The sequence below is a fragment of the Phenylobacterium sp. SCN 70-31 genome, assembly GCF_001724605.1.
Classification (GTDB): domain Bacteria; phylum Pseudomonadota; class Alphaproteobacteria; order Caulobacterales; family Caulobacteraceae; genus Phenylobacterium.
Map to the genome: position 1 here is coordinate 45804 of NZ_MEEX01000023.1, position 18117 is coordinate 63920.

The window sequence follows — 18117 nt, forward strand, 5'->3', positions numbered from 1 at the left end:
GTCCGTAAAGAAGCGTTTGACGACGCGGGCGGTTGGAAGGCGTCCGGAGGCGGCTCAGTCCACGAAGGGGTCGCGCACCAGGATGGTGTCGTCGCGCTGCGGACTGGTGGAGAGCAACGCCACGGGCGCGCCGATCAGCTCCTCGATCCGGCGGACGTACTTCACCGCGTTGGCCGGCAGATCCTTCCACGAGCGCGCGCCCTGGGTGGTCTCGCTCCAGCCCTCCATCTCCTCATAGACGGGTTCGAGCTGGCTCTGGGCCTTGAGGCCGGCCGGGAGGTAGCCGATGGGCTCGCCCGCCAGCCGGTACCCGGTGCAGATCTTCAACGTCGGCAGGCCGTCCAGCACGTCGAGCTTGGTGAGCGCGATGCCGGAGATGCCGTTCAGCGCCACCGACTGGCGCACCAGGGCGGCGTCGAACCACCCGCAGCGGCGCGAGCGGCCGGTTACGGTGCCGAACTCGCGCCCCACGGTCCCCAGGTGCTGACCCACCTCGTCGAACAGTTCGGTGGGGAACGGCCCCTCGCCCACGCGGGTCGTGTAGGCCTTCACGATGCCCAGGACATAGCCCGCGCCCTTCGGCCCCAGACCCGAACCCGCCGCCGCCTGACCCGCGACGGTGTTGGACGAGGTCACATAGGGATAGGTGCCGTGGTCCACGTCCAGCAGGGCGCCCTGGGCGCCCTCGAACAGCACCCGCTTGCCCGACTTCACGATGCCGTCGAGCTTCAGCCACGCCGGCTGGGCGTAGGCCAGGATCCGGGGCGCCATCGCCTCCAGCTCGGCCAGAAGACCGGCGGCGTCGAACTCGGGCAGGCCCAGGCCCGCGCGCAGCGGCGCATGGTGGGCCAGCAGGCGATCCACCTTGGCCTCCAGCGCGGCGCGGTCGGCCAGGTCGGCGACACGGATGGCGCGGCGGCCCACCTTGTCCTCGTAGGCCGGCCCGATGCCCCGGCCGGTGGTGCCGATCTTGTTCGTGGACGCGGCCTCGCGCGCCTGGTCCAGGTCGCGGTGGATCGGCAGGATCAGGCAGGCGTTGTCGGCCAGGACCAGCAGGTCGGGGCCGATCTCGATCCCCTGCGCCCGGATGCCTTCGATCTCCTTGAGCAGGTGCCACGGATCGACCACCACGCCGTTGCCGATGATCGACAGCTTGCCCTGGACCACGCCCGAGGGCAGCAGGCTGAGCTTGTAGGTCTGATTGCCCACCACCAGCGTGTGGCCGGCGTTGTGGCCGCCCTGGAAACGCACCACCACATCGGCGCGGTTCGACAGCCAGTCGACGAGCTTGCCCTTGCCCTCGTCGCCCCACTGGGCGCCGATCACGGTGACGTTGGCCATTGCGGATACGATCTCCCCACCTGCCCGGAGAACACGCCCAAGCCCTTCGACAGGTGCTCGGCAGGGGCGCGGGGATCGATTGCGGGCGGGGGTTTAGCGGAGGGTGGCTGCGCGGGCAAGGGTCGGAGAAGTCTTCGTCTCACCAACTGGCGGTTCCGGAGGGCGCGGCGGCGCGGTATCCAGCCACCATGGGCATCCCCCGCTTCCATCTGGCGTTTCCGGTGCGCGGCCTGGCCGAGGCGCGCGCGTTCAGCGGGGGGCTCGATCCCTCGGGCGACGCCCTGGAGTTCAAGGCGTTCGCCGACGAGTCGATGGTGTTCGCGACATGAGCGGCCTGGCGATCTCGTTCGCCGACATCGAGGCGGCGGCCGGCCGCCTGAAGGGGTGGGCGGCGGAGACGCCGCTGATCGAGAGCCCGGCGCTGAACGACCGCCTCGGCTTGCGCGTGCTGATCAAGCCCGAGACGCTCCAGCGGGTGGGCGCGTTCAAGTTCCGCGGGGCGTTCAATCGCCTGGCGCAGCTCACCCCCGAGGAACGGACGCGGGGCGTGGTGGCGTTCTCGTCGGGCAACCATGCCCAGGGCGTGGCGCTGGCGGCCAGGCTGCTGGGGATGCCCGCCCTCATCGTCATGCCGGCCGACGCGCCGCGAGTGAAGGTCGAGGCCACGAAGGGCTACGGAGCCGAGGTCCGCGTCTACGACCGGCTGACCGAAAGCCGCGAGCAGATCGCCGCGGCCATCGCACAGGAACGCGGGGCGGTGATCGTGCCGGCCTTCGACGACCCGCACATCATCGCCGGCCAGGGCACGGCGGGGCTGGAGATGGTCCGTCAGGCCGAGGCCCTGGGCGCCGCGCTGGATGTCGTCGTCACGCCGTGCGGCGGCGGCGGCCTCCTGGCCGGGGTCGCGACGGCAGTGAAGGCCCTGTCGCCGCGGACCGCCCTTATCGGCGCCGAGCCGGCGGGCTATGACGACACGCTGCGATCGCTTCAGGCGGGCGAGCGGCAGCCCTTGACGCCCAGGGCGCGGACGCTTTGCGACGCGCTGGAAAGCCCCTGCCCCGGCGAACTCACGTTCCCCATCTTGTTGCGGCACGTCGCCGGCATGGCGGTCGTGACCGACACCGAGGTCGCCGCAGCGGTGCGCTTCGCCGCCACGACGCTGAAGCTGGTCGCCGAGCCCGGCGGCGCGGCCGGCCTCGCCGCCCTTCTGGCCGGGAAGGTCGACACGTTCGGCGGCCGGACCGTGGGACTGGTGCTGTCGGGCGGCAACATAGACCCGGACCTGCTGGCCCGGATCCTCCGCGACGAGATCTAACGGCCCGCCGCGAGGGCCATCGCCAGGGCCGCCGCCTCGGCTATCGGGTCGGACCAGTCGCCCGGCGCGGACGGAGCGAGACGTCGGGCCTGCGGATACCAAGGGCAGGCGCCCTTCGCCGCATCGGCGCCCAGATCGGTCCAGACATGCGCCGGCGCCAGCAGGGCCAGAGCCGCGCCCGAGGCGCCGGCGAGCGCCGCCGTGGCGTTGGCGACGGCGACCACCTGGTCCAGCGCCACGGTCAGCGCCGCGAGGTCGTCGAGGTCGTCGCGCAGGTCCAGGTCCGGCGGCTCCAGGATCGCCGCGCCCGACGCCGCCCGGAAAGCGGCCAGCTCCTCGGCGCAGTCGCCGTACTGCAGGTTCACGAAGCGCACGCCGGGAGTCTTCAGAAGCGGCGTCCAGTCGGCGGGCGGGGGGTAGTAGCGGCGGCGATCGCCCAGCACCTTGCCGCTGCGCCAGGTGATCCCGACGGCCGGCGGCCCCGCACCGAGCCAGCCGCGCCAGTGGGCCACCCGGGCCGGGTCGGGCCTCAGGTAGCCGGGCGAAGCGGGAAAGTCGGCGAGACTCCGGCGGAAGCCGCGCATCAGGGACGCCATCGGCGCCCAGAGCTGAACCCTGCGCGACGCCTCGGGCGCCGAGCGCCGGCGACGGCCCGCTACGGTGCGGGTCGCGTGGGCGGTGACGTGCGCCGCCGGGAAGCTGCGGGCGAACAGCGCAACGAGCCGCGGCTCGACCGCGACGTGCAGTTCGCCGTCGGGTCCGAGCGCCGCGGCCAGGTCGGGAAGCACGCCCGCGAACATCGCCTCGTCGCCAACGCCCTGTTCGGCCACGACCAGGAACGCCTGCCCGTCCAGGCGGTCGGCGGGACGCCAGCGCCGGCCGGGCGCCTCGAACACCGGCGCGCCGGGAAGGTCGTGGGCGAAGCGGGCCTCGTAGTCGTCCCAGCCCACGCCCAGCTCGCCGGCGGCGAGCCGCAGGGTGGCCTGGGCGAAGGCGATCATCGCCGCGTCGGCCGGCTTGCGGGCGGCCTTGCGGGCCAGGGCGAAATCCGCGGCCGCGGCCGGCAGGTCGCCCAGGTCGAACTTCGCCCCGCCGCGGTTGTAGAGGGCGGTCGCCGAGCGGGGGTCGAGGCGCACGGCCTCGTCGAAGAAGGTGAGCGCGGTCTCCGGCTGCGCCTGCTGGACCAGGGTTACGCCCAGGGTGTTCCAGAGCCGGGCGTCGGCCGGATGCGCGTTGATCGCACCGCGCAGGATCTCCACCGCCTCGTCGAAGCGGCCGAGTTCGCGCAGGGCCACGGCCTGGCCGTCGGCGGCGTCCAGTCGCGAGGGATCGAGAACGACCACGCGGCCCCAGAGCCTGGACGCGATCTCAGGCATGCCGAGTCGACCGGCCAGGGCGGCGACGGCCGCCAGCAGGCCGGCGTCGTCGGGCGCAAGCGCCAGGGCGGCCTGGTAGGCCTCCAGCGCGCCTTCCAGGTCGCCGGCCCGCTCCAGCTTCGCCGCGCGTTGGCGGACATCGGCGGCGGAGGACGGCGGCGGCATGCCGATGTGGTACGGCGCGCCGCGGGCTCCGTCGACCCTGGAGCCCCTACAGCCGGTCTTCGGGGACCGGTGTGCGAGGCGCCTCACGGGGCGTGACCATGCGGGCCAGCTTGGGCTTCAGCCAGTTCTCGAAGTCGTCGACGAAGCGATAGACCACCGGAACGAGCACGAGCGACAGGATGGTCGAGGTGATCAGGCCTCCGATCACCGCCACGGCCATCGGCTGGCGGAACTCGGCGCCCTTCTCCAGCGCCAGCGCCGTCGGCAGCATTCCGGCGCCCATGGCGAAGGTGGTCATGACGATCGGCCGCGCCCGCTCGCGACAGGCGTCGATCAGCGCGTCGTGCTGGGACATCCCCTCGCGTTCGCGCTCGATGGCGTACTCGACCAGCAGGATCGAGTTCTTCGCCGCCAGGCCGAGGAGCATGAGGAAGCCGATCAGCGAGGGGATCGAGAGCGACAGGTCGAAGATGAGCAGCCCGAGGAAGGCGCCGCCCACGGCGGTCGGCAGGGCCGAAAGGATGACGATCGGCTTGAAGAAGCTGCGGAACAGCAGGACCAGCACGCCGTAGATCATCGCCACGCCGCTGAAGATGGCGACGCCGAAGCCGCCGAACAGTTCGGCCATGGCCTCGGCCGTGCCGATGGCCGACGGCCGCACGCCCTCGGGCGGGTTCTTCATGATCGGCAGGCGGTCCACCGCCGCCTGGGCCTGCCCGAGCTGATAGCCGCCGTTCAGTTCGGCCTGGACGGTGATCCGGCGCTCGCGGTTCAGGCGGTCGATCCGCGCCGGGCCGGCCTGGAACTCGATATCGGCCACACTGTCCAGGGTGGTGCTTCCGCCCGAGGCGGTGGGCACGCGCAGCGACTTCAGCCGCTCCAGATCGGTGCGGGCGTCCTCGGGCAGGCGGACACGGATCGGGATCCGGCGTTCACCCTCGTTGAACTTGGCCACATTGGCGTCGATGTCGCCCACCGTCGCGATGCGGACGATGTTGGCCATGGCGTCCGACGAGACGCCCAGCCGCGCGGCTTCGTCCGGTCGCGGCCGGATGACGATCTCGGGACCCACGGGCGGCGTCGCCTGCTTGGGATCGGCCACCTGGGGCAGGGTGCGCATCTGGCGCTCCAGCTCCAGGGCCGCGGCCTCGAGGTTGTCGGGATTGGTGCCGGTCAGGATCTGCTGGAAGCCGGCGCCGCCTTCGAAGTCGAGGAATCCCAGCCGCACGTCGGGGATCTTGCGCAGCTCCTCGCGCAGGCGGTTCTTGATGTCGTTTCCGGTCGTGGGCCGGTTTTCCCGCAGCAGGATGGTGGCCGTGCCGCGCCGCAGGTCGCCGCCGCCGCCCCCGCCGGAGCCGGGGCCGAAGCTGGAGACGGTGGACCCGATCTGCACGAAGACGTTGGTCACCTCGGGCTGTTTGCGGAACAGTTCGGTGATCTGCTGGGCCGTCGCCTCCATGTCCGGAGCCGTGGCGCCCGGCGGCCCCTGGATGTCGACATAGAGGTAGTCGGGATCGCCCGCGGGCTGGAAACCCGCCGGCAGCAGCGGCACGAGCGCCAGCGAACCGATGAACAGGATCCCGCCGATCAGCGCCGCCACGATCCGGTGCGCCAGCGCCCACTCCAGGACGTTGCGATAGAAGCCCTTGAACGGCTTGCGCTCGTGAGGGGTCGGGTTGGCCTTCAGGAAATAGGCCGCCATCAGCGGGGTCACCAGGCGCGCCACCACCAGCGAGAAGAGCACGGCGACCGAAACGGTCATGCCGAACTCCTTGAAGAACTGACCCGAGATGCCCGGCATGAACGAGACCGGCGTGAACACCACGACGATCGAGAAGGTGGTCGCCACCACCGCCAGCCCGATGGCGTCGGCCCCCTCCAGGGCGGCCTGGAAGGGCCGCTGGCCCCGCGCCACCCGCTTCTCGATGTTTTCGATCTCGACGATGGCGTCGTCGACCAGGATGCCGATGACGAGCGTCAGCGCCAGCAGCGTCACGATGTTGAGCGAGAAGTTCGCAAGCCCCATGACCAGGAAGGTCGGGATCAGCGAGATGGGCATGGCCAGCGCGGTGATCGCGGTGGCCCGCCAGTCGCGCAGGAAGAAGAACACCACCAGCGCGGCCAGGAACATGCCTTCGGCCAGCACGTTCTGGGTCGCCCGGAAACTGGCCCTCGTCTCGGTGACCGACGAGAAGATGGTCGAGAACTTGACCCCCGGGTTGGCCTTCTCCAGTTCCGCCAGCTTCGCATGCACCGCATCCTCGGCGTCGACGTCGCTGGCCTCCTTGGTCTTCGAGACCTGGAAGCCCACCACGGGTCGCCCGTTCAGGCGCGCGAAGCCGCGCACGTCCGAGGCGCCGTCGCCCACGTCGGCCACGTCCGACAGGCGGACGAACTGTCCCCCGCCGGTGGGAATGGTCATGTCGCGAAGCTGGGCGACCGTCTCCACGGAGCCGAGGATCCGGATCGTCTGCTCCCGCCCGCCGACCGCGAAACGCCCGCCGGGCGCGTCGAACTGGAACGCGCGAAGCGCAGTGTTGACCTGGCTGGCCGTCAGGCCCCGTGCGGCCATGCGGTCGGGGTCGATGACCACGTTGATCTCGCGGGCCACGCCGCCCACGCGCGAGACCTGCGCCACACCCTCGGCCGACTGCAGGGTGCGGGCGACGGTGTCGTCCACGAACCAGGAGAGGCCGTCGTCGCTCATGGCCGGCGCCTCGACGGCGATCGTCATGATCGGCGCCGCGTCGTCCACCTCGATCTGGTTGACCTGGGGCTCGTCGATGTCGCGTGGGAGCTGGGCGCGGATCTGCGCCACCTTCGACCGCATCTCGTCGGTCTTCTTCTGAAGGTTCTCGCCGATCTCGAATTCGATCGTGGTGGTCGAAACGCCCTGGGTCACGACCGACTGGATGTTGCGCACCCCGGTGACGCTGGCCACCGCGTCCTCGACCGGCCGGGTGATCTGCGTCTCCATCTCGCCCGGCGCGGCGCCGGCCTGGGTGACCGTCACCGCGATGATCGGGAACTGGATATTGGGGTACATTTTGACCGCCAGCGACTGGTAGGCGATCAGGCCTCCCAGCAGCAGGCCGATGAACAGCACCGCGACCGGAATCGGATTGCGGATCGCCCAGGCGGAAAACGCGAAGCTGCGCTGGTCGCTCATTTGGCGACCGGGGCGCTGGCCGCCGGCGCCGCCGCGGCGGGCTGGGCGGCGGGCTTTGCGGTTTGGGCCGGCGCGTCAGAGGGGCGAACCAGGTCGCCGTCCAGGAACAGAGCGCCGGCGTTGGCCACGATGCGCGAGCCGGCCGGCGGTCCCTTCACGATCTCCACATAGCCGCCGCCGCGGGCGCCGGCCTGGACCGGGACGCGCTTCACGCGGTTGTCTGCGCCCACGACCACGACCTTTGCCCCGTCGGCGTCGTAGCGGATGGCCGTCTCGGGAACGGCAAGCACGGTGGCCTGGGCGTCCTCGAACACGGCGCGGCCGAAGCCGCCCGACCGGATGTCGGCCCGTACCGGCAGGGTGATGCGCACCTCGCCCAGCTTGGTCTGAGGATTGATCTGGGGGCTCACCAGTCGCACCCGGCCAACCGCCGTGACCCCATTGGGCAACGTCACCGTGGCGGACTGGCCGACCCGGATGCGGGGCAGCGCGTCCTCGGCGACGTCCGCCGACAGCTCCACCTGGCCGTCGCGGGCCATGCGGAACCAGGGCGTGGCGCCCACGGCCGACATGTCGCCGGGGCGCACGTTCTTCTCGAGGATCACCCCGGAGACGGGCGCCGAGACCGAGAGCTTCTGGCGCTGGGTGGTCAGCGCACGCAGGCTGGCGCGCGCCACCTCGGCCTGAAGCCGGCGCTGGACGATCTGTTCCTGGCTGAGCACGCCCTGATCGTCGAGATCCTTGACCCGGCTGGCCTGATCCTCGGCCTGGGCCGCCTGGGCCCTGGCCTGGGCGACCTGGGCGTCAAGCAGGGCCGGATCGATGATGGCCAGCGTCTGGCCGGCGCGCACATAGTCGCCGACCTCGGCGAGCACGCGGGTGACCCGATAGCCGCTGACCTCGGGCGCGACGGCGGCCTCCTCGCGCGGAACCAGGTCGCCCGAGGCGGCCAGGGAGCCGGTGATGGCGCGCGGCTCGACCTTGACCACGGTGACGGCCCGGGCGCGCTGAGCCTCGGTCTGGACCTCGGGCGGCTTCCGGCAGGCCGCGAGGGCGAGCATGACGGCCACGGGAACAAGGGCTTTGGCGAGCTTCATGCGTCGTCTCATCTTGCGGCGTAGGCCTGGGCCGACCAGCCGCCGCCCAGGGCCTTGTAGGCCTGGACCGAGCGGCGGAGCGCCTGGACCTGGGCCGCGGCAAGCTGGGTGCGCACGGCGCGCCAGGCCTGCTCGGCCGAGAGGGTGGTGGAAAGGTCGGTAAGGCCCCGCGTATAGCCGGTGCGGGACGCCTCGTAGGCGCGGCGGGCGCGCGCCTCGCCTTCGATCAGCAGCGCCACGCGCCGGCGATCGGCGTCGAGACCGACCAGCGCCGCCTCCGCCTCCTGGAACGCGGTCTGGACGGTCTTCTCGTAGGCGATCACCGCCTGCTCGGTGCGGGCGTTCTGCGCCTTCAGGTCGGCCATCCGGCTCGGGATCGACAGGATTGGCTGGGTGATCGAGCCGCCGATGGACCAGTTGCGCGTCTCGGACGTGAAGCCGGGCTGCTCCACCCGGGTCCAGCCGATGCCCGGCGAGAGCACGAAGGTGGGGAAGAAATCGAGCACGGCCAGCTTCTTCTGGTCGGCGGCCGAGCGCACGGCCGCCTGGGCCTGCCGCACGTCGGGGCGGCGCTGGAGCAGGTCGCTCGGCAGGGCCTGGGGCACGGCCGGCGCCTCGCCCACCTGGGGCGGCGCGGCGAGGTTGGCGGTGGGCTCCACGATGCGGCCCGCCAGGATCAGGAGGGCGCGCTTCTGGATCTGGAGTTCGGCTTCCAGCGCTTCGGCCTGAGCGCGGGCCTGGGCGAGTTCGCCGGCGATGCGGTCAGGCTCAGAGCCGGCGGCCAGGCCGATGGCGGCGCGCTTGGCCGCCATGTCATAGAGTTCCTGCTGGATCCGGGCGGTCTCGCGGGCGTCGGCGAGTTGGATCGCCAGCCCCCGGGCCTGGTGCCACGCATCCACGGTCGCGGCCGCGATCTGGGCGCGCGTGGCCTCGTAGGCGAACCGCACCCGGTCCACCTCGGCGCTGGCCGCGGCGTAGGCCAGGAAGCCTCGGCCGAAGGGATCGACCTCCCAGCTCACGTTGAAGTCCGCGCCCGCCTGCTTCGAGACCCCGCTGGTGGAGAATCCGGGGATGTTGGCGACCGTGCCCGAGATCTGATCGGTGTCGGTGCGCCGCGCCGAAGCGGTGGCGTCGCCTCGGGGCAGGTACTGAAGCACCGCGCTGACACGCTGGGCGCGTACTTCGTCCAGGCGCGCCCGGGCCGTCCGGACATCGGGATTGCGGGCCAGGGCCTGCTCGACCAGCGTCGTCAGTTCAGGATCGCCGTAGACCGTCCACCAGGTGTCGAGGTCGATCGCGCCGGCGGGCGCAGCGGCGCCCGCGGATTCATAGGCGGCCGGCAAGGCCGTGTCGGCGGGACGCGTCGCGCAGGCGGCGAGGGCCAGGGCGGGCAGGATCGCCAGCACGGGAAAGATCGCGGGGATGGGTGAATATGTGCGCATGCGCAACGTGGACTCGTTCCGTAGCGGGACGGGCGGTTGAACTTCAGGATTCTGCCCGACGCAACGGCGCCCGCAGAATGCGCACACTTGAACGTCGCCTCCGCAGGGTCTCTCCGGACCCTTCGCCTCGGGGACTGCCCGAAACTCCGTACCTTGTAAAGTGTTTTGTGCGGGGCTAGGCAGCAGATGTCATGAGCGAAACATCCCGCGAGAAACCCCGGGCGGGCGGCGGCGACATGCGGCGCGGCCTGGAGCTGCTCTGGGGCGGCCACGGCCCCGGGCGGCGAGGGCCGAAGCAACGCCATTCGACCGAAGAAGTTGTCCTCACGGCCATCGCCTTCGCGGACGCGGAGGGCGTGGCGGCGCTCTCCATGCGCCGGGTGGCCGACGCCCTGGGGGTCTCGCCCATGTCGCTCTACACCTACGTCCCGTCGCGCGACGAACTTGTCGGCCTCATGCTGGATCGCGTGCTGGGCGAGACGGCGGCGCCCCCGCCGGAGACCGCCGGCTGGCGCGAAGCCCTGACCTTCATCGCCCGCGAGCGCTGGCGGCTGGCCGAACGCCACCCCTGGATACTCGACCTCATGGGCCGGCGCCCGCCGCTGGGCCCGAACCTCGTGGGCAATCACGAGGTGGCGATGCGGGCCCTGGACGGGACCCCGCTGGACGACCTCACCAAGGACTACGCCCTGGACACGATGCAAAACTATCTGATCGGCGCCATGAAGGAGGCGCGGGACGCCCGCGAGGCCGAGCGGGAGAGCGGGCTCACGGACGAGCAGTGGTTCAAACTGGCCGAGCCTGCGCTCATGGACCTGCTGGACCCGGCGCGGTTTCCCCGCGTGCTCCGGCTGGGCGAGGCGTTCCGCGCCGCCGGCTGGGGCGCCGCCGATCCCGAATACAAGTTCGAGTTCGGATTGAGCCTCGTCCTGGACGGCATCGAGGCCCTGATCCGCCGGGCCGAGGCGGCCGCCGGCTGAACCCGCGCTGCCGGCGGGCCCGCCGACGTCCGAGGGTCGGCGCAGGCTCACGACCTTCCGAGCGACCCATGCTTCGAACGAGTCTGCTGGTCGCTTCGGCCGTCGTCCTCACCGCCAGTGCGGCTCGCGAGGCGCCATCGCCGTCCGCCCCGGTCGTCGACGTCCAGCGCGGGCTTCGCGACAACTGCGAGATGTTATCTGACAACGCGCTCGGAAGGGCGAGGATCGGCGGCGCGCCCCGCCCGCCGTCGCGCGGCTCCGCCGACGGTCAGGCCGGCTGAGAAGCGTATCGGCGCTGCCGGCGGATGGCGGCGCCGGCGCCCCCGAAGCCGACGATCATCAGCGCCCAGGTCATCGGCTCGGGAATCCCCGCCACCACGGACTCGCCCCAGACCAGATTGTCGAACTGCGGCGTGCTGGGCGCGCCGACGCCCCGGAAGCTGAACGCGACCAGGTTGCGGCGGTCGAGGGTAAGGGTCTGCAGGCCCCGAAGGGTGTCGAGCGTGAAGATTTCGCCCAGGGTGTCGTCCTCATAGTAGAATGTGAACTGCACCATGGCGGCGAAGCCGGTGTTCGCCTGGTCGGCGAGGTCGATCGAGAGCAGATCGAAGAGGCCGCCGCCGACCTTGGTGACGGTCGTCAGGCCGGCGTCGGCAGCCCGGACGGTCGCCCCGCCCGGATTCGCGTTCGAGGCATGTGTCGTCCCGAAGACCCAGAACTGCGAAGAGCCGCTGTAGTCGAAGCGGAGACCGCCGGATTCGAAGGACGTGCCGATACCGCGATTGAGCGTCGTACCGGCGTGCTCGTCGAAGTCGATGGTGGTTGCGGCTTGAGCAATCGCCGGCGCACCGCACAGGGCTGCTGCGGCGACCGCGACGAGGATGATCTGGCGCATTCTTTTACTCCGGACTGGACATGCGTTCCCAGAACCCGGGAACCTGACCGCCGCCGTATCAAGCAACCGAAGCACCTCGCGTCGTTCAAATGAACTAGATTTTCCACCTTTCCTTCTGCGTGAGGGGGATACTCTGACCAGAGGTGCGCATTAAATATTGGCAATCTACGGCTCTGCGTACGCCAAACCCCGCACATCTTGCTTCACAGCGGCGTATCGTCCGGATATGCCCGCCGCCCACATTCAGATTTGCGAGATATGCTGTGGCGCACCCCATCGAGGGCGAATTCGCGGCCGCGCGTTGCGAGTTGATCGAGGCCGCCTACACGGCCGCGACAGACGCCGACCGATGGCGGGATTTCGTGGATGCGGTGTCGAACCGTTTCGGCGGACGCACGTCGCTCTACATCACCGATCGCGCGGACCGCAGTGAGAACCGCCTGCTGACCTCGAACTACGATCCGGAGTTCGAGCGGAGCTACAATGACCGCTACTGCGCGCTCAATCCGCTGATCGTCGATCGGAGCTACGGAGCCAGGGCGGTGCAGTTCGGCGAGGATTACCTCGCCACTCCCGAACTTCGACGCACCGAGTTTCACGCCGACTGGCTGGCGCCTCAGGATCTCGAGCACGGCCTGACCTGCTTCATGCAGGCCGCGGGCAGCCGCGGCGTGAACCTGGGCGTCATGCGCTCCAGCGCCCGCGGGCCAGGCGCCGAGATCGAGCGCGTCTTCCTGGCGGGCTTGAGGCCCCATCTCCAGCGGTCCATCGACATCGCGCTCCGGTTGGGCTCGATCGAGGCCGGCTCCCGGGCCTCGGGGGCGCTTCTGGAGAGCCTGGCGCTGGGCGTGCTGCTGGCGGACGAGTCTGGCCGCGTGGTCTTCATGAACGATCCGGCCGAGCGCCTTCTGAGCGAGAGCGGCGCCCTGAAGACAACAGCGGGTCAGGTGCGCCTGAATCCGGCGATGGAGAAGGGACGTGTCACCGCCGCGGTGGCCGCCGCGTCGGTTCGGGGCGGCGCTTCGGTCGCGGTCGGAAACACGCTCTTCCTCTCGCGTGGCGAAGGGTGCTCACCCCTGGCCGTCCTGGTCGCGCCGTTCCGGGGGGCAGTCGCCGAATTCACGATCGACGACGGCCTGGCGCTGGTGGTGGTGAGCGATCCGGACACGCGTAGCGGCCCGCTCGCGCAGAGGCTGCGCGAGCGCTTCGGACTCACCAACGCCGAGTCCCGGCTGGCTGTCGCCCTCTGCTCAGGGGCGGCCGTGAGCGAGTATGCCGAGAAGAGCGGCGTGAGCCTGCTGACCGTCCGGGCGCATCTGCGGGCCCTCTTCGCCAAGACCCGCTGCGCGCGTCAGGCGGAGCTGGTGGTGACCCTCCTGAACGAACCCCTGCTGCGGATCGCTCCGTTGGCGCGCTGAACACCAGGCCGAGCGCGGCGGGCGCCGCCGCCGTCAACCCTTGCGGTGGAAGGCGTGGAAGTTGTCGCCGAAGCTGTTGGCCCAGCGCTCGGGCGGGATGCCGACGTGGTCGGTGCGGTACATCCACTCGTTCAGCGCCTCGTCGTAGACCCGCTGGACGGCCGGGCGCGCCTTGATGCGCTGGAACCAGGCTTCGAGGTGTTCGAACGACTCGCGCGGGCGGTCGAACTGGGCGTTCCAGGTCAGGTTGATCCACGGCCAGCAGGCCATGTCGGCGATCGTGTAGTCGTCGCCGGCGACGTAGGGCCGATCCCGAAGCTGGCGGTCCATGACGTACATTAGCCGCTCTGCCTCCAGCCGGAAGCGCTGGCGGGCGTAGGGATCGATCGGCTCGGGCGCATAGCGGGTGAAATGGTGCGCCTGGCCGTGGTTCGGCCCGAGGCTCGCGACCTGCCAGGCAACCCATTGCAGGACCGCGTAGCGACCGTGGGGGTCGAGGGGCAGGAACCGGCCGGTCTTGTCCGCGAGATACTGGAGGCAAGCCGCCGATTCCCACACCGTCACGGGCGTGTCGCCGCCGCCGGGCGGCTCCGGATCGACCAGCACCGGGACTCGACCGTTGGGGTTCAGGGCGCGGAACGCCTCGGTCAGGAGTTCGCCCTTGCCGATGTCGTAGGGGATGAGACGGTAGGGCAACCCCGTCTCTTCCAACATGATCTGCACCTTCCGGCCGTTGGGGCCGGTGGTGGAGTGAAGGTCGATCACAGCGCGGTCTCCTCCGGTCGCGGCGCGGGCGGACAATTGGCCCCATGACGCCGCCCGGGTCATCCACGTTCCGCGGCGCGCGCGTCCGAGCATCCCGCTGCGTAAGCGCCCCCACCCGCAGAACATCTTGAGAACCCGAGACCGCTTCGCTACCAATGCAGCCTGGGCCGTCCTGGCGACCCGAAGCGAGGAAGGGCAGGCCGATGGCCCAGAAGGACAGGATCCAGGCGGGCAGAATCCGGTGCGGGATCGGAGGCTGGACGTTCGAGCCCTGGCGCGGGGTGTTCTATCCGCCGAAATGGCCGCACGCGCGTGAACTCGAATACGCCTCGCGCCGGCTCACGGCGATCGAGATCAACGGCACCTACTATTCCTCGTTCAAACCCGACACCTGGGCGAAATGGCGCGCGGCGACGCCCGACGGCTTCAGGTTCGCGGTGAAGGCCTCGCGCTTCTGCACCAATCGCAAGGTGCTGGCCGACGGCAAGCCGAGCCTGGACATCTTCCTGGGCCAGGGGCTGGGCGAACTGGGCGACCGGCTGGGACCGATCCTCTGGCAGTTCATGCCGACGAAGAAATTCGACTACGACGATTTCGCCGGCTTCTTCGACCTGCTGCCGGCGAAGATCGGCGACCTGCCGGCCCGGCACGTGGCCGAGGTGCGCAACGCCAGCTTCGGCGACCCGAAGTTCATCGCACTGTGCCGCGAACGGAACATCGCCATCTGCAACTCCGAGAACGAGAACTATCCGTTCATCCCCGACATCACCGCCGACTTCGTCTACCTGCGCCTTCTGTCGGCCGACGACAGCATCCCGACCGGTTACACGGCCGACGAACTCGACCTGTGGGCGGGCCGCTTCCAAAGCTATGCGGAAGGCGTCGTACCCGGCGACTTCCAGCCGGTGGACCGGACCGGACCGCCTGAGGGACCGCGCGACGTCTACGCCTTCGTGATCCATGAGGGGAAGGTCCGCGCGCCGGCGGCGGCCACCGAGTTCATCAAGCGCGTCGATCCGGGCTTCCGGTTCCCCGACGACTGATGGGGCCGACGGCGCCGCAACACACCGACACCAAGCGTGTCTTGGCCCGGCGCGGCCGGCCGTGGCATGAGCCGGCGGCATGATTCCCTTCATCGACCTGCAGGCCCAACGCCGCCGCCTGGGCCAGCCGCTGGAGGACGCGATCCTCGAGGTGGTCCGCTCGGGCGCCTATGTGATGGGCCCCCAGATCGCGACGTTCGAGGCCGAACTCGCCGCGTTCGGTCAGGCGCCCTACGCGCTCTCGTGCGGCTCGGGCACCGAGGCGTTGCTCCTGCCGCTGATGGCCTGGGGGATCGGCCCCGGCGACGCGGTCTTCTGTCCCGCATTCACCTTCGCGGCCACGGCCGAGGTCATGCCGCTGGTCGGGGCCTCGCCGGTGTTCGTGGACGTCCTGCCCGATACCTACAACCTCGACCCCGCGAGGCTGGAGGCGGCGGTCGCCGCCGTAAAGGCCGAGGGCAAGCTGACGCCCCGGGCGGTGATCGCCGTGGATCTATTCGGACAGCCTGCGGACTATCCCGCCCTCGCCGCGGTCTGTGCGCGCCACGGGCTGAAGCTGATCGCCGATAGCGCCCAGGGTTTCGGCTGCACGCTGGGCGGCCGCCACCCCCTCCACTGGGCCGACGTGGCCACCACCTCGTTCTTTCCGGCCAAGCCGCTCGGCTGCTACGGCGACGGCGGCGCCGTTCTGTCGAAGGACGCGCGCTTTCACGACCTGCTGGTGTCGCTGCGCGTTCATGGCCAGGCGGTGAAGTCCGATCTGGAGGGCCGCACCTTCGAGCACGATCCCAAGTACCTCAACATGCGGGTCGGGATGAACAGCCGGATGGACACCCTCCAGGCCGCGGTGCTGCTCCAGAAACTCACCATCTTCGCCGACGAGATCCAGGCGCGGAACGCCGTGGCCGCGCGCTACGCCGAGGGCCTGGGCGATCTGGTGCGCGTCCCCGGCGTCATCGAGGGCGGCGTCTCGGTCTGGGCCCAGTACGTGATCGAGACCGCGGACCGCGACGGCCTGGCCGCGCATCTGCGCGCCGAGGGCGTGCCCACGGCCGTCTACTATCCCGTGCCGCTGCACATCCAGGCGCCCTATCGCGACTATCCGCAACCCGGCGGCCTGCCGGTGACCGAGGCCGCCGCCGGCAAGGTGCTGGCCCTGCCCATGCACCCCTACCTGGATGCCGACGTCCAGGACCGGATCATCGGGGCGATCCGGAACTTCGTGAAGCGGAACGGGTGAACGCTCAGCCTCGCAGGTGCGCGGTGTCGTTGAGGCTGACGAGGTTCTTCTCGCCCGAGCGGGCGCACAGGAACCGGTGAATGCTGGTGTAGGCCGGCTCGAAGAACAGGCGCGGCGCCATGCCCAGCACGTGGGCCGTCCAGACATTGATGACGCCGCCGTGGCAGAACACCACCACGCGCCGACCTCCGTGTCGCGCCACGATGTCCTCCAGGGCCGCCACCACCGTCGTCTGGAACGAGACGATGTCGGGATCGGCGCCCCGGGCGACGAACGCCTTCCAGGCCGCATAATCCTCGCGCTTCAGCACCTCGAGGGGCACATAGCTCCCCGAATGCCGGTCGAACTCGCAGATGCCGTCGTGGGTCTCGACCGCGTGCCCCGCTTCGCCGGCGTAGGGCTGGGCCGTCTGAATCGCCCGGCGCATGGTGCTGGCGAACACGGCGTCGATCCGATCGCGTCCCAGCGCGGCGGCGACCCGCCGGGCCTGATCGTGGCCCTCGGCCGACAGCGGCGGGTCGGAACTCTCGGCGCTGCGTTCGGGCAGGCCATGCCGGACCAGGATCAGTTCCATCGGGCTCCTCCGCGCCGGATCGTCGCCGTCATTCGCCCCGCTCCCCTTGCGTCATCGCCATGCGCGTGGAAGGAGTCACCTCAAACAAGCGTTTGAGGTCAAGGGAGCGAAGCAGATGAAGGCCGCCGTCTACTACGAGAATGGTTCGCCCGACGTCCTGAAATACGAAGACGTTCCCGATCCGCAATGCCATCCCAAGGGCATCGTGATCCGTGTGGAGGCGGTCTCGATCGAGGGCGGCGACACCCTGAACCGCTTCCGCGGGCCGCTGATGACCAATCCGCACGTGGTCGGCTACCAGGCCGCCGGCGAAGTCGTCGAGGTGGGCGCCGAGGTCACGACGCTGAAGGTCGGGGACCGGGTCTGCACCACCGCCGCGTTCGGCAGCCACGCCGAGCTGCGCGCCGTGCCGGCGATCACGGCGTGGAAGATTCCCAACGGCCTGAGCACCAGGAAGGCCGCCGTCATCCCAGTGACCTTCGGCACCGCCGACGACTGCCTGTTCGAATTCGGCCGCATGAAGGCGGGCGACGTGGTGCTGGTGCAGGCCGGGGCCTCGGGCGTGGGCGTGGCGGCGATCCAGCTCGCCGCGAAGGCGGGCGCGAAGATGGTGCTGGCCACCGCCTCGTCGGACGAGCGGCTGGAACGGCTGAAGCCCTACGGCCTGACCCACGGGATCAACTACCGCACACACGATGTGGTCCAGGAAGTGATGCGGCTGACCGACAAGAAGGGCTGCGACGTGATCGTCGATTCGGTGGGCGGTCCCACGCTCCAGTCCTCGATCCTCAGCCTCGCCTATCGCGGGCGGGTCTCGATGGTGGGGCAGGCCGGGCGCGAGCCGATGACGGTGGACGTGGGCTCGATGATGGGCGGCAATCGCACTCTCTCGGGCGTGTTCCTGGGGGCCGAGATCGCCACGCCGCGGGTGCAGAAGAACATCGCCAGCCTGATCGACCGGGTGGCCAACGGCGACCTGGACGTGCTGATCGACCGCGAGTTCCCGCTGTCGGAGGCCGCCGAGGCCCACCGCTACATCGAAAGCCGTCAGGCGGTCGGGCGGGTGCTGTTGATCCCGTGAGGCGCTATCGGCCGAAGATCTTGAGCCAGAGCCCCGCGAGGCCGAGCAGGATGAACGCCCACATCGCCAGGGATAGCAACAGCGGTACGATCACACGCATGCGTTCAGCCGTGCCTCCCCCAAGGCGAGTCTTGAGGCCATGATTGTCGCACAAGCTTCGCGAAGGCCAGCCAATTCACGCGTAGGGATCGCTGCGAAGGCGCAGACTCAACCGCC

General features: G+C 70.3%; 15 protein-coding genes. 7 read left to right on the forward strand and 8 right to left on the reverse strand.

Going from position 1 to position 18117, the window contains the following annotated elements:
- Window positions 1-54: 54 nt before the first annotated feature.
- Window positions 55-1341, reverse strand: coding sequence for an adenylosuccinate synthase (locus ABS78_RS16510; RefSeq protein ID WP_293381709.1), 1287 nt, complete (start codon window positions 1339-1341; stop codon window positions 55-57).
- Window positions 1342-1529: 188 nt separating this feature from the next.
- Here ABS78_RS16510 and ABS78_RS16515 point away from each other — a divergent pair, with 188 nt between their 5' ends.
- Both ABS78_RS16515 and ABS78_RS16520 read left to right on the forward strand, forming a co-directional pair.
- Window positions 1530-1670, forward strand: a complete 141-nt coding sequence (locus ABS78_RS16515) for a hypothetical protein (RefSeq protein ID WP_293381712.1) — start codon at window positions 1530-1532, stop codon at window positions 1668-1670.
- Window positions 1671-1675: 5 nt separating this feature from the next.
- On the forward strand, window positions 1676-2656 hold the full coding sequence (locus ABS78_RS16520) for a threonine/serine dehydratase (protein ID WP_293381796.1): 981 nt from the start codon (window positions 1676-1678) through the stop codon (window positions 2654-2656).
- Here ABS78_RS16520 and ABS78_RS16525 read toward each other — a convergent pair.
- Genes ABS78_RS16525 through ABS78_RS16540 form a run of 4 tightly spaced genes read right to left on the reverse strand, consistent with a single transcriptional unit; the run spans window position 2653 to window position 9905 of the window.
- Window positions 2653-4197 (reverse strand): tetratricopeptide repeat protein, encoded by a 1545-nt coding sequence (locus ABS78_RS16525; protein WP_293381715.1) that lies wholly within the window; start codon window positions 4195-4197, stop codon window positions 2653-2655. The genes ABS78_RS16520 and ABS78_RS16525 overlap by 4 nt on opposite strands.
- 46 nt (window positions 4198-4243) lie before the next feature.
- Window positions 4244-7366 carry an efflux RND transporter permease subunit gene (locus ABS78_RS16530; protein WP_293381718.1) on the reverse strand — a complete coding sequence of 1041 codons (3123 nt, stop codon included), beginning with the start codon at window positions 7364-7366 and terminating at the stop codon, window positions 4244-4246.
- Window positions 7363-8463, reverse strand: a complete 1101-nt coding sequence (locus tag ABS78_RS16535) for an efflux RND transporter periplasmic adaptor subunit (RefSeq protein ID WP_293381721.1) — start codon at window positions 8461-8463, stop codon at window positions 7363-7365. Before ABS78_RS16535 ends, ABS78_RS16530 begins: the two co-directional genes overlap by 4 nt.
- Before the next feature lie 8 nt (window positions 8464-8471).
- Entirely contained in the window at window positions 8472-9905 is a 1434-nt protein-coding gene (locus ABS78_RS16540) for a TolC family protein (RefSeq protein ID WP_293381799.1), read from the reverse strand.
- Window positions 9906-10096: 191 nt separating this feature from the next.
- Here ABS78_RS16540 and ABS78_RS16545 point away from each other — a divergent pair, with 191 nt between their 5' ends.
- Window positions 10097-10885, forward strand: a complete 789-nt coding sequence (locus ABS78_RS16545; RefSeq protein WP_293381725.1) for a TetR/AcrR family transcriptional regulator — start codon at window positions 10097-10099, stop codon at window positions 10883-10885.
- Window positions 10886-11153: 268 nt separating this feature from the next.
- Here ABS78_RS16545 and ABS78_RS16550 read toward each other — a convergent pair whose 3' ends face one another.
- The gene (locus ABS78_RS16550) at window positions 11154-11780 is read right to left on the reverse strand and encodes a PEPxxWA-CTERM sorting domain-containing protein (RefSeq protein ID WP_293381728.1); all 627 of its coding nucleotides are present in this window, start codon (window positions 11778-11780) and stop codon (window positions 11154-11156) included.
- 263 nt (window positions 11781-12043) lie between these two features.
- Here ABS78_RS16550 and ABS78_RS16555 point away from each other — a divergent pair, with 263 nt between their 5' ends.
- Window positions 12044-13198 (forward strand): helix-turn-helix transcriptional regulator, encoded by a 1155-nt coding sequence (locus ABS78_RS16555; RefSeq protein WP_293381731.1) that lies wholly within the window; start codon window positions 12044-12046, stop codon window positions 13196-13198.
- Window positions 13199-13231: 33 nt separating this feature from the next.
- Here the strand turns inward: ABS78_RS16555 and ABS78_RS16560 are convergent, their stop codons facing one another.
- Window positions 13232-13963, reverse strand: a complete 732-nt coding sequence (locus ABS78_RS16560) for a glutathione S-transferase N-terminal domain-containing protein (protein ID WP_293381733.1) — start codon at window positions 13961-13963, stop codon at window positions 13232-13234.
- Between the two features lie 203 nt (window positions 13964-14166).
- Between ABS78_RS16560 and ABS78_RS16565 the strand changes: the two genes are divergently transcribed.
- Both ABS78_RS16565 and ABS78_RS16570 read left to right on the forward strand, forming a co-directional pair.
- A complete protein-coding gene (locus ABS78_RS16565) occupies window positions 14167-15006 on the forward strand; it encodes a DUF72 domain-containing protein (protein ID WP_293381736.1) in 840 nt (279 codons plus the stop codon).
- 79 nt (window positions 15007-15085) lie between these two features.
- Window positions 15086-16246: a DegT/DnrJ/EryC1/StrS aminotransferase family protein gene (locus tag ABS78_RS16570; RefSeq protein ID WP_293381739.1), complete on the forward strand. Its 1161-nt coding sequence runs from the start codon at window positions 15086-15088 to the stop codon at window positions 16244-16246.
- A 4-nt stretch (window positions 16247-16250) separates the two neighbouring features.
- Here the strand turns inward: ABS78_RS16570 and ABS78_RS16575 are convergent, their stop codons facing one another.
- A complete protein-coding gene (locus ABS78_RS16575; protein ID WP_293381742.1) occupies window positions 16251-16820 on the reverse strand; it encodes a histidine phosphatase family protein in 570 nt (189 codons plus the stop codon).
- 115 nt (window positions 16821-16935) lie between these two features.
- On the opposite strand from ABS78_RS16575, the gene ABS78_RS16580 reads away from it, so the two are divergent.
- Window positions 16936-17901 (forward strand): zinc-binding alcohol dehydrogenase family protein, encoded by a 966-nt coding sequence (locus ABS78_RS16580; RefSeq protein ID WP_293381745.1) that lies wholly within the window; start codon window positions 16936-16938, stop codon window positions 17899-17901.
- The last annotated feature ends 216 nt before the right edge of the window (window positions 17902-18117 follow it).

Coding starts and splice junctions, on each gene's coding strand:
- ABS78_RS16510 (WP_293381709.1), bottom strand. CDS start 1,341: ATGGCCAACGTCACCGTGATCGGCGCCCAGTGGGGCGACGAGGGCAAG.
- ABS78_RS16515 (WP_293381712.1), top strand. CDS start 1,530: ATGGGCATCCCCCGCTTCCATCTGGCGTTTCCGGTGCGCGGCCTGGCC.
- ABS78_RS16525 (WP_293381715.1), bottom strand. CDS start 4,197: ATGCCGCCGCCGTCCTCCGCCGCCGATGTCCGCCAACGCGCGGCGAAG.
- ABS78_RS16530 (WP_293381718.1), bottom strand. CDS start 7,366: ATGAGCGACCAGCGCAGCTTCGCGTTTTCCGCCTGGGCGATCCGCAAT.
- ABS78_RS16535 (WP_293381721.1), bottom strand. CDS start 8,463: ATGAAGCTCGCCAAAGCCCTTGTTCCCGTGGCCGTCATGCTCGCCCTC.
- ABS78_RS16540 (WP_293381799.1), bottom strand. CDS start 9,905: ATGCGCACATATTCACCCATCCCCGCGATCTTTCCCGTGCTGGCGATC.
- ABS78_RS16545 (WP_293381725.1), top strand. CDS start 10,097: ATGAGCGAAACATCCCGCGAGAAACCCCGGGCGGGCGGCGGCGACATG.
- ABS78_RS16550 (WP_293381728.1), bottom strand. CDS start 11,780: ATGCGCCAGATCATCCTCGTCGCGGTCGCCGCAGCAGCCCTGTGCGGT.
- ABS78_RS16565 (WP_293381736.1), top strand. CDS start 14,167: ATGGCCCAGAAGGACAGGATCCAGGCGGGCAGAATCCGGTGCGGGATC.
- ABS78_RS16570 (WP_293381739.1), top strand. CDS start 15,086: ATGATTCCCTTCATCGACCTGCAGGCCCAACGCCGCCGCCTGGGCCAG.
- ABS78_RS16575 (WP_293381742.1), bottom strand. CDS start 16,820: ATGGAACTGATCCTGGTCCGGCATGGCCTGCCCGAACGCAGCGCCGAG.
- ABS78_RS16580 (WP_293381745.1), top strand. CDS start 16,936: ATGAAGGCCGCCGTCTACTACGAGAATGGTTCGCCCGACGTCCTGAAA.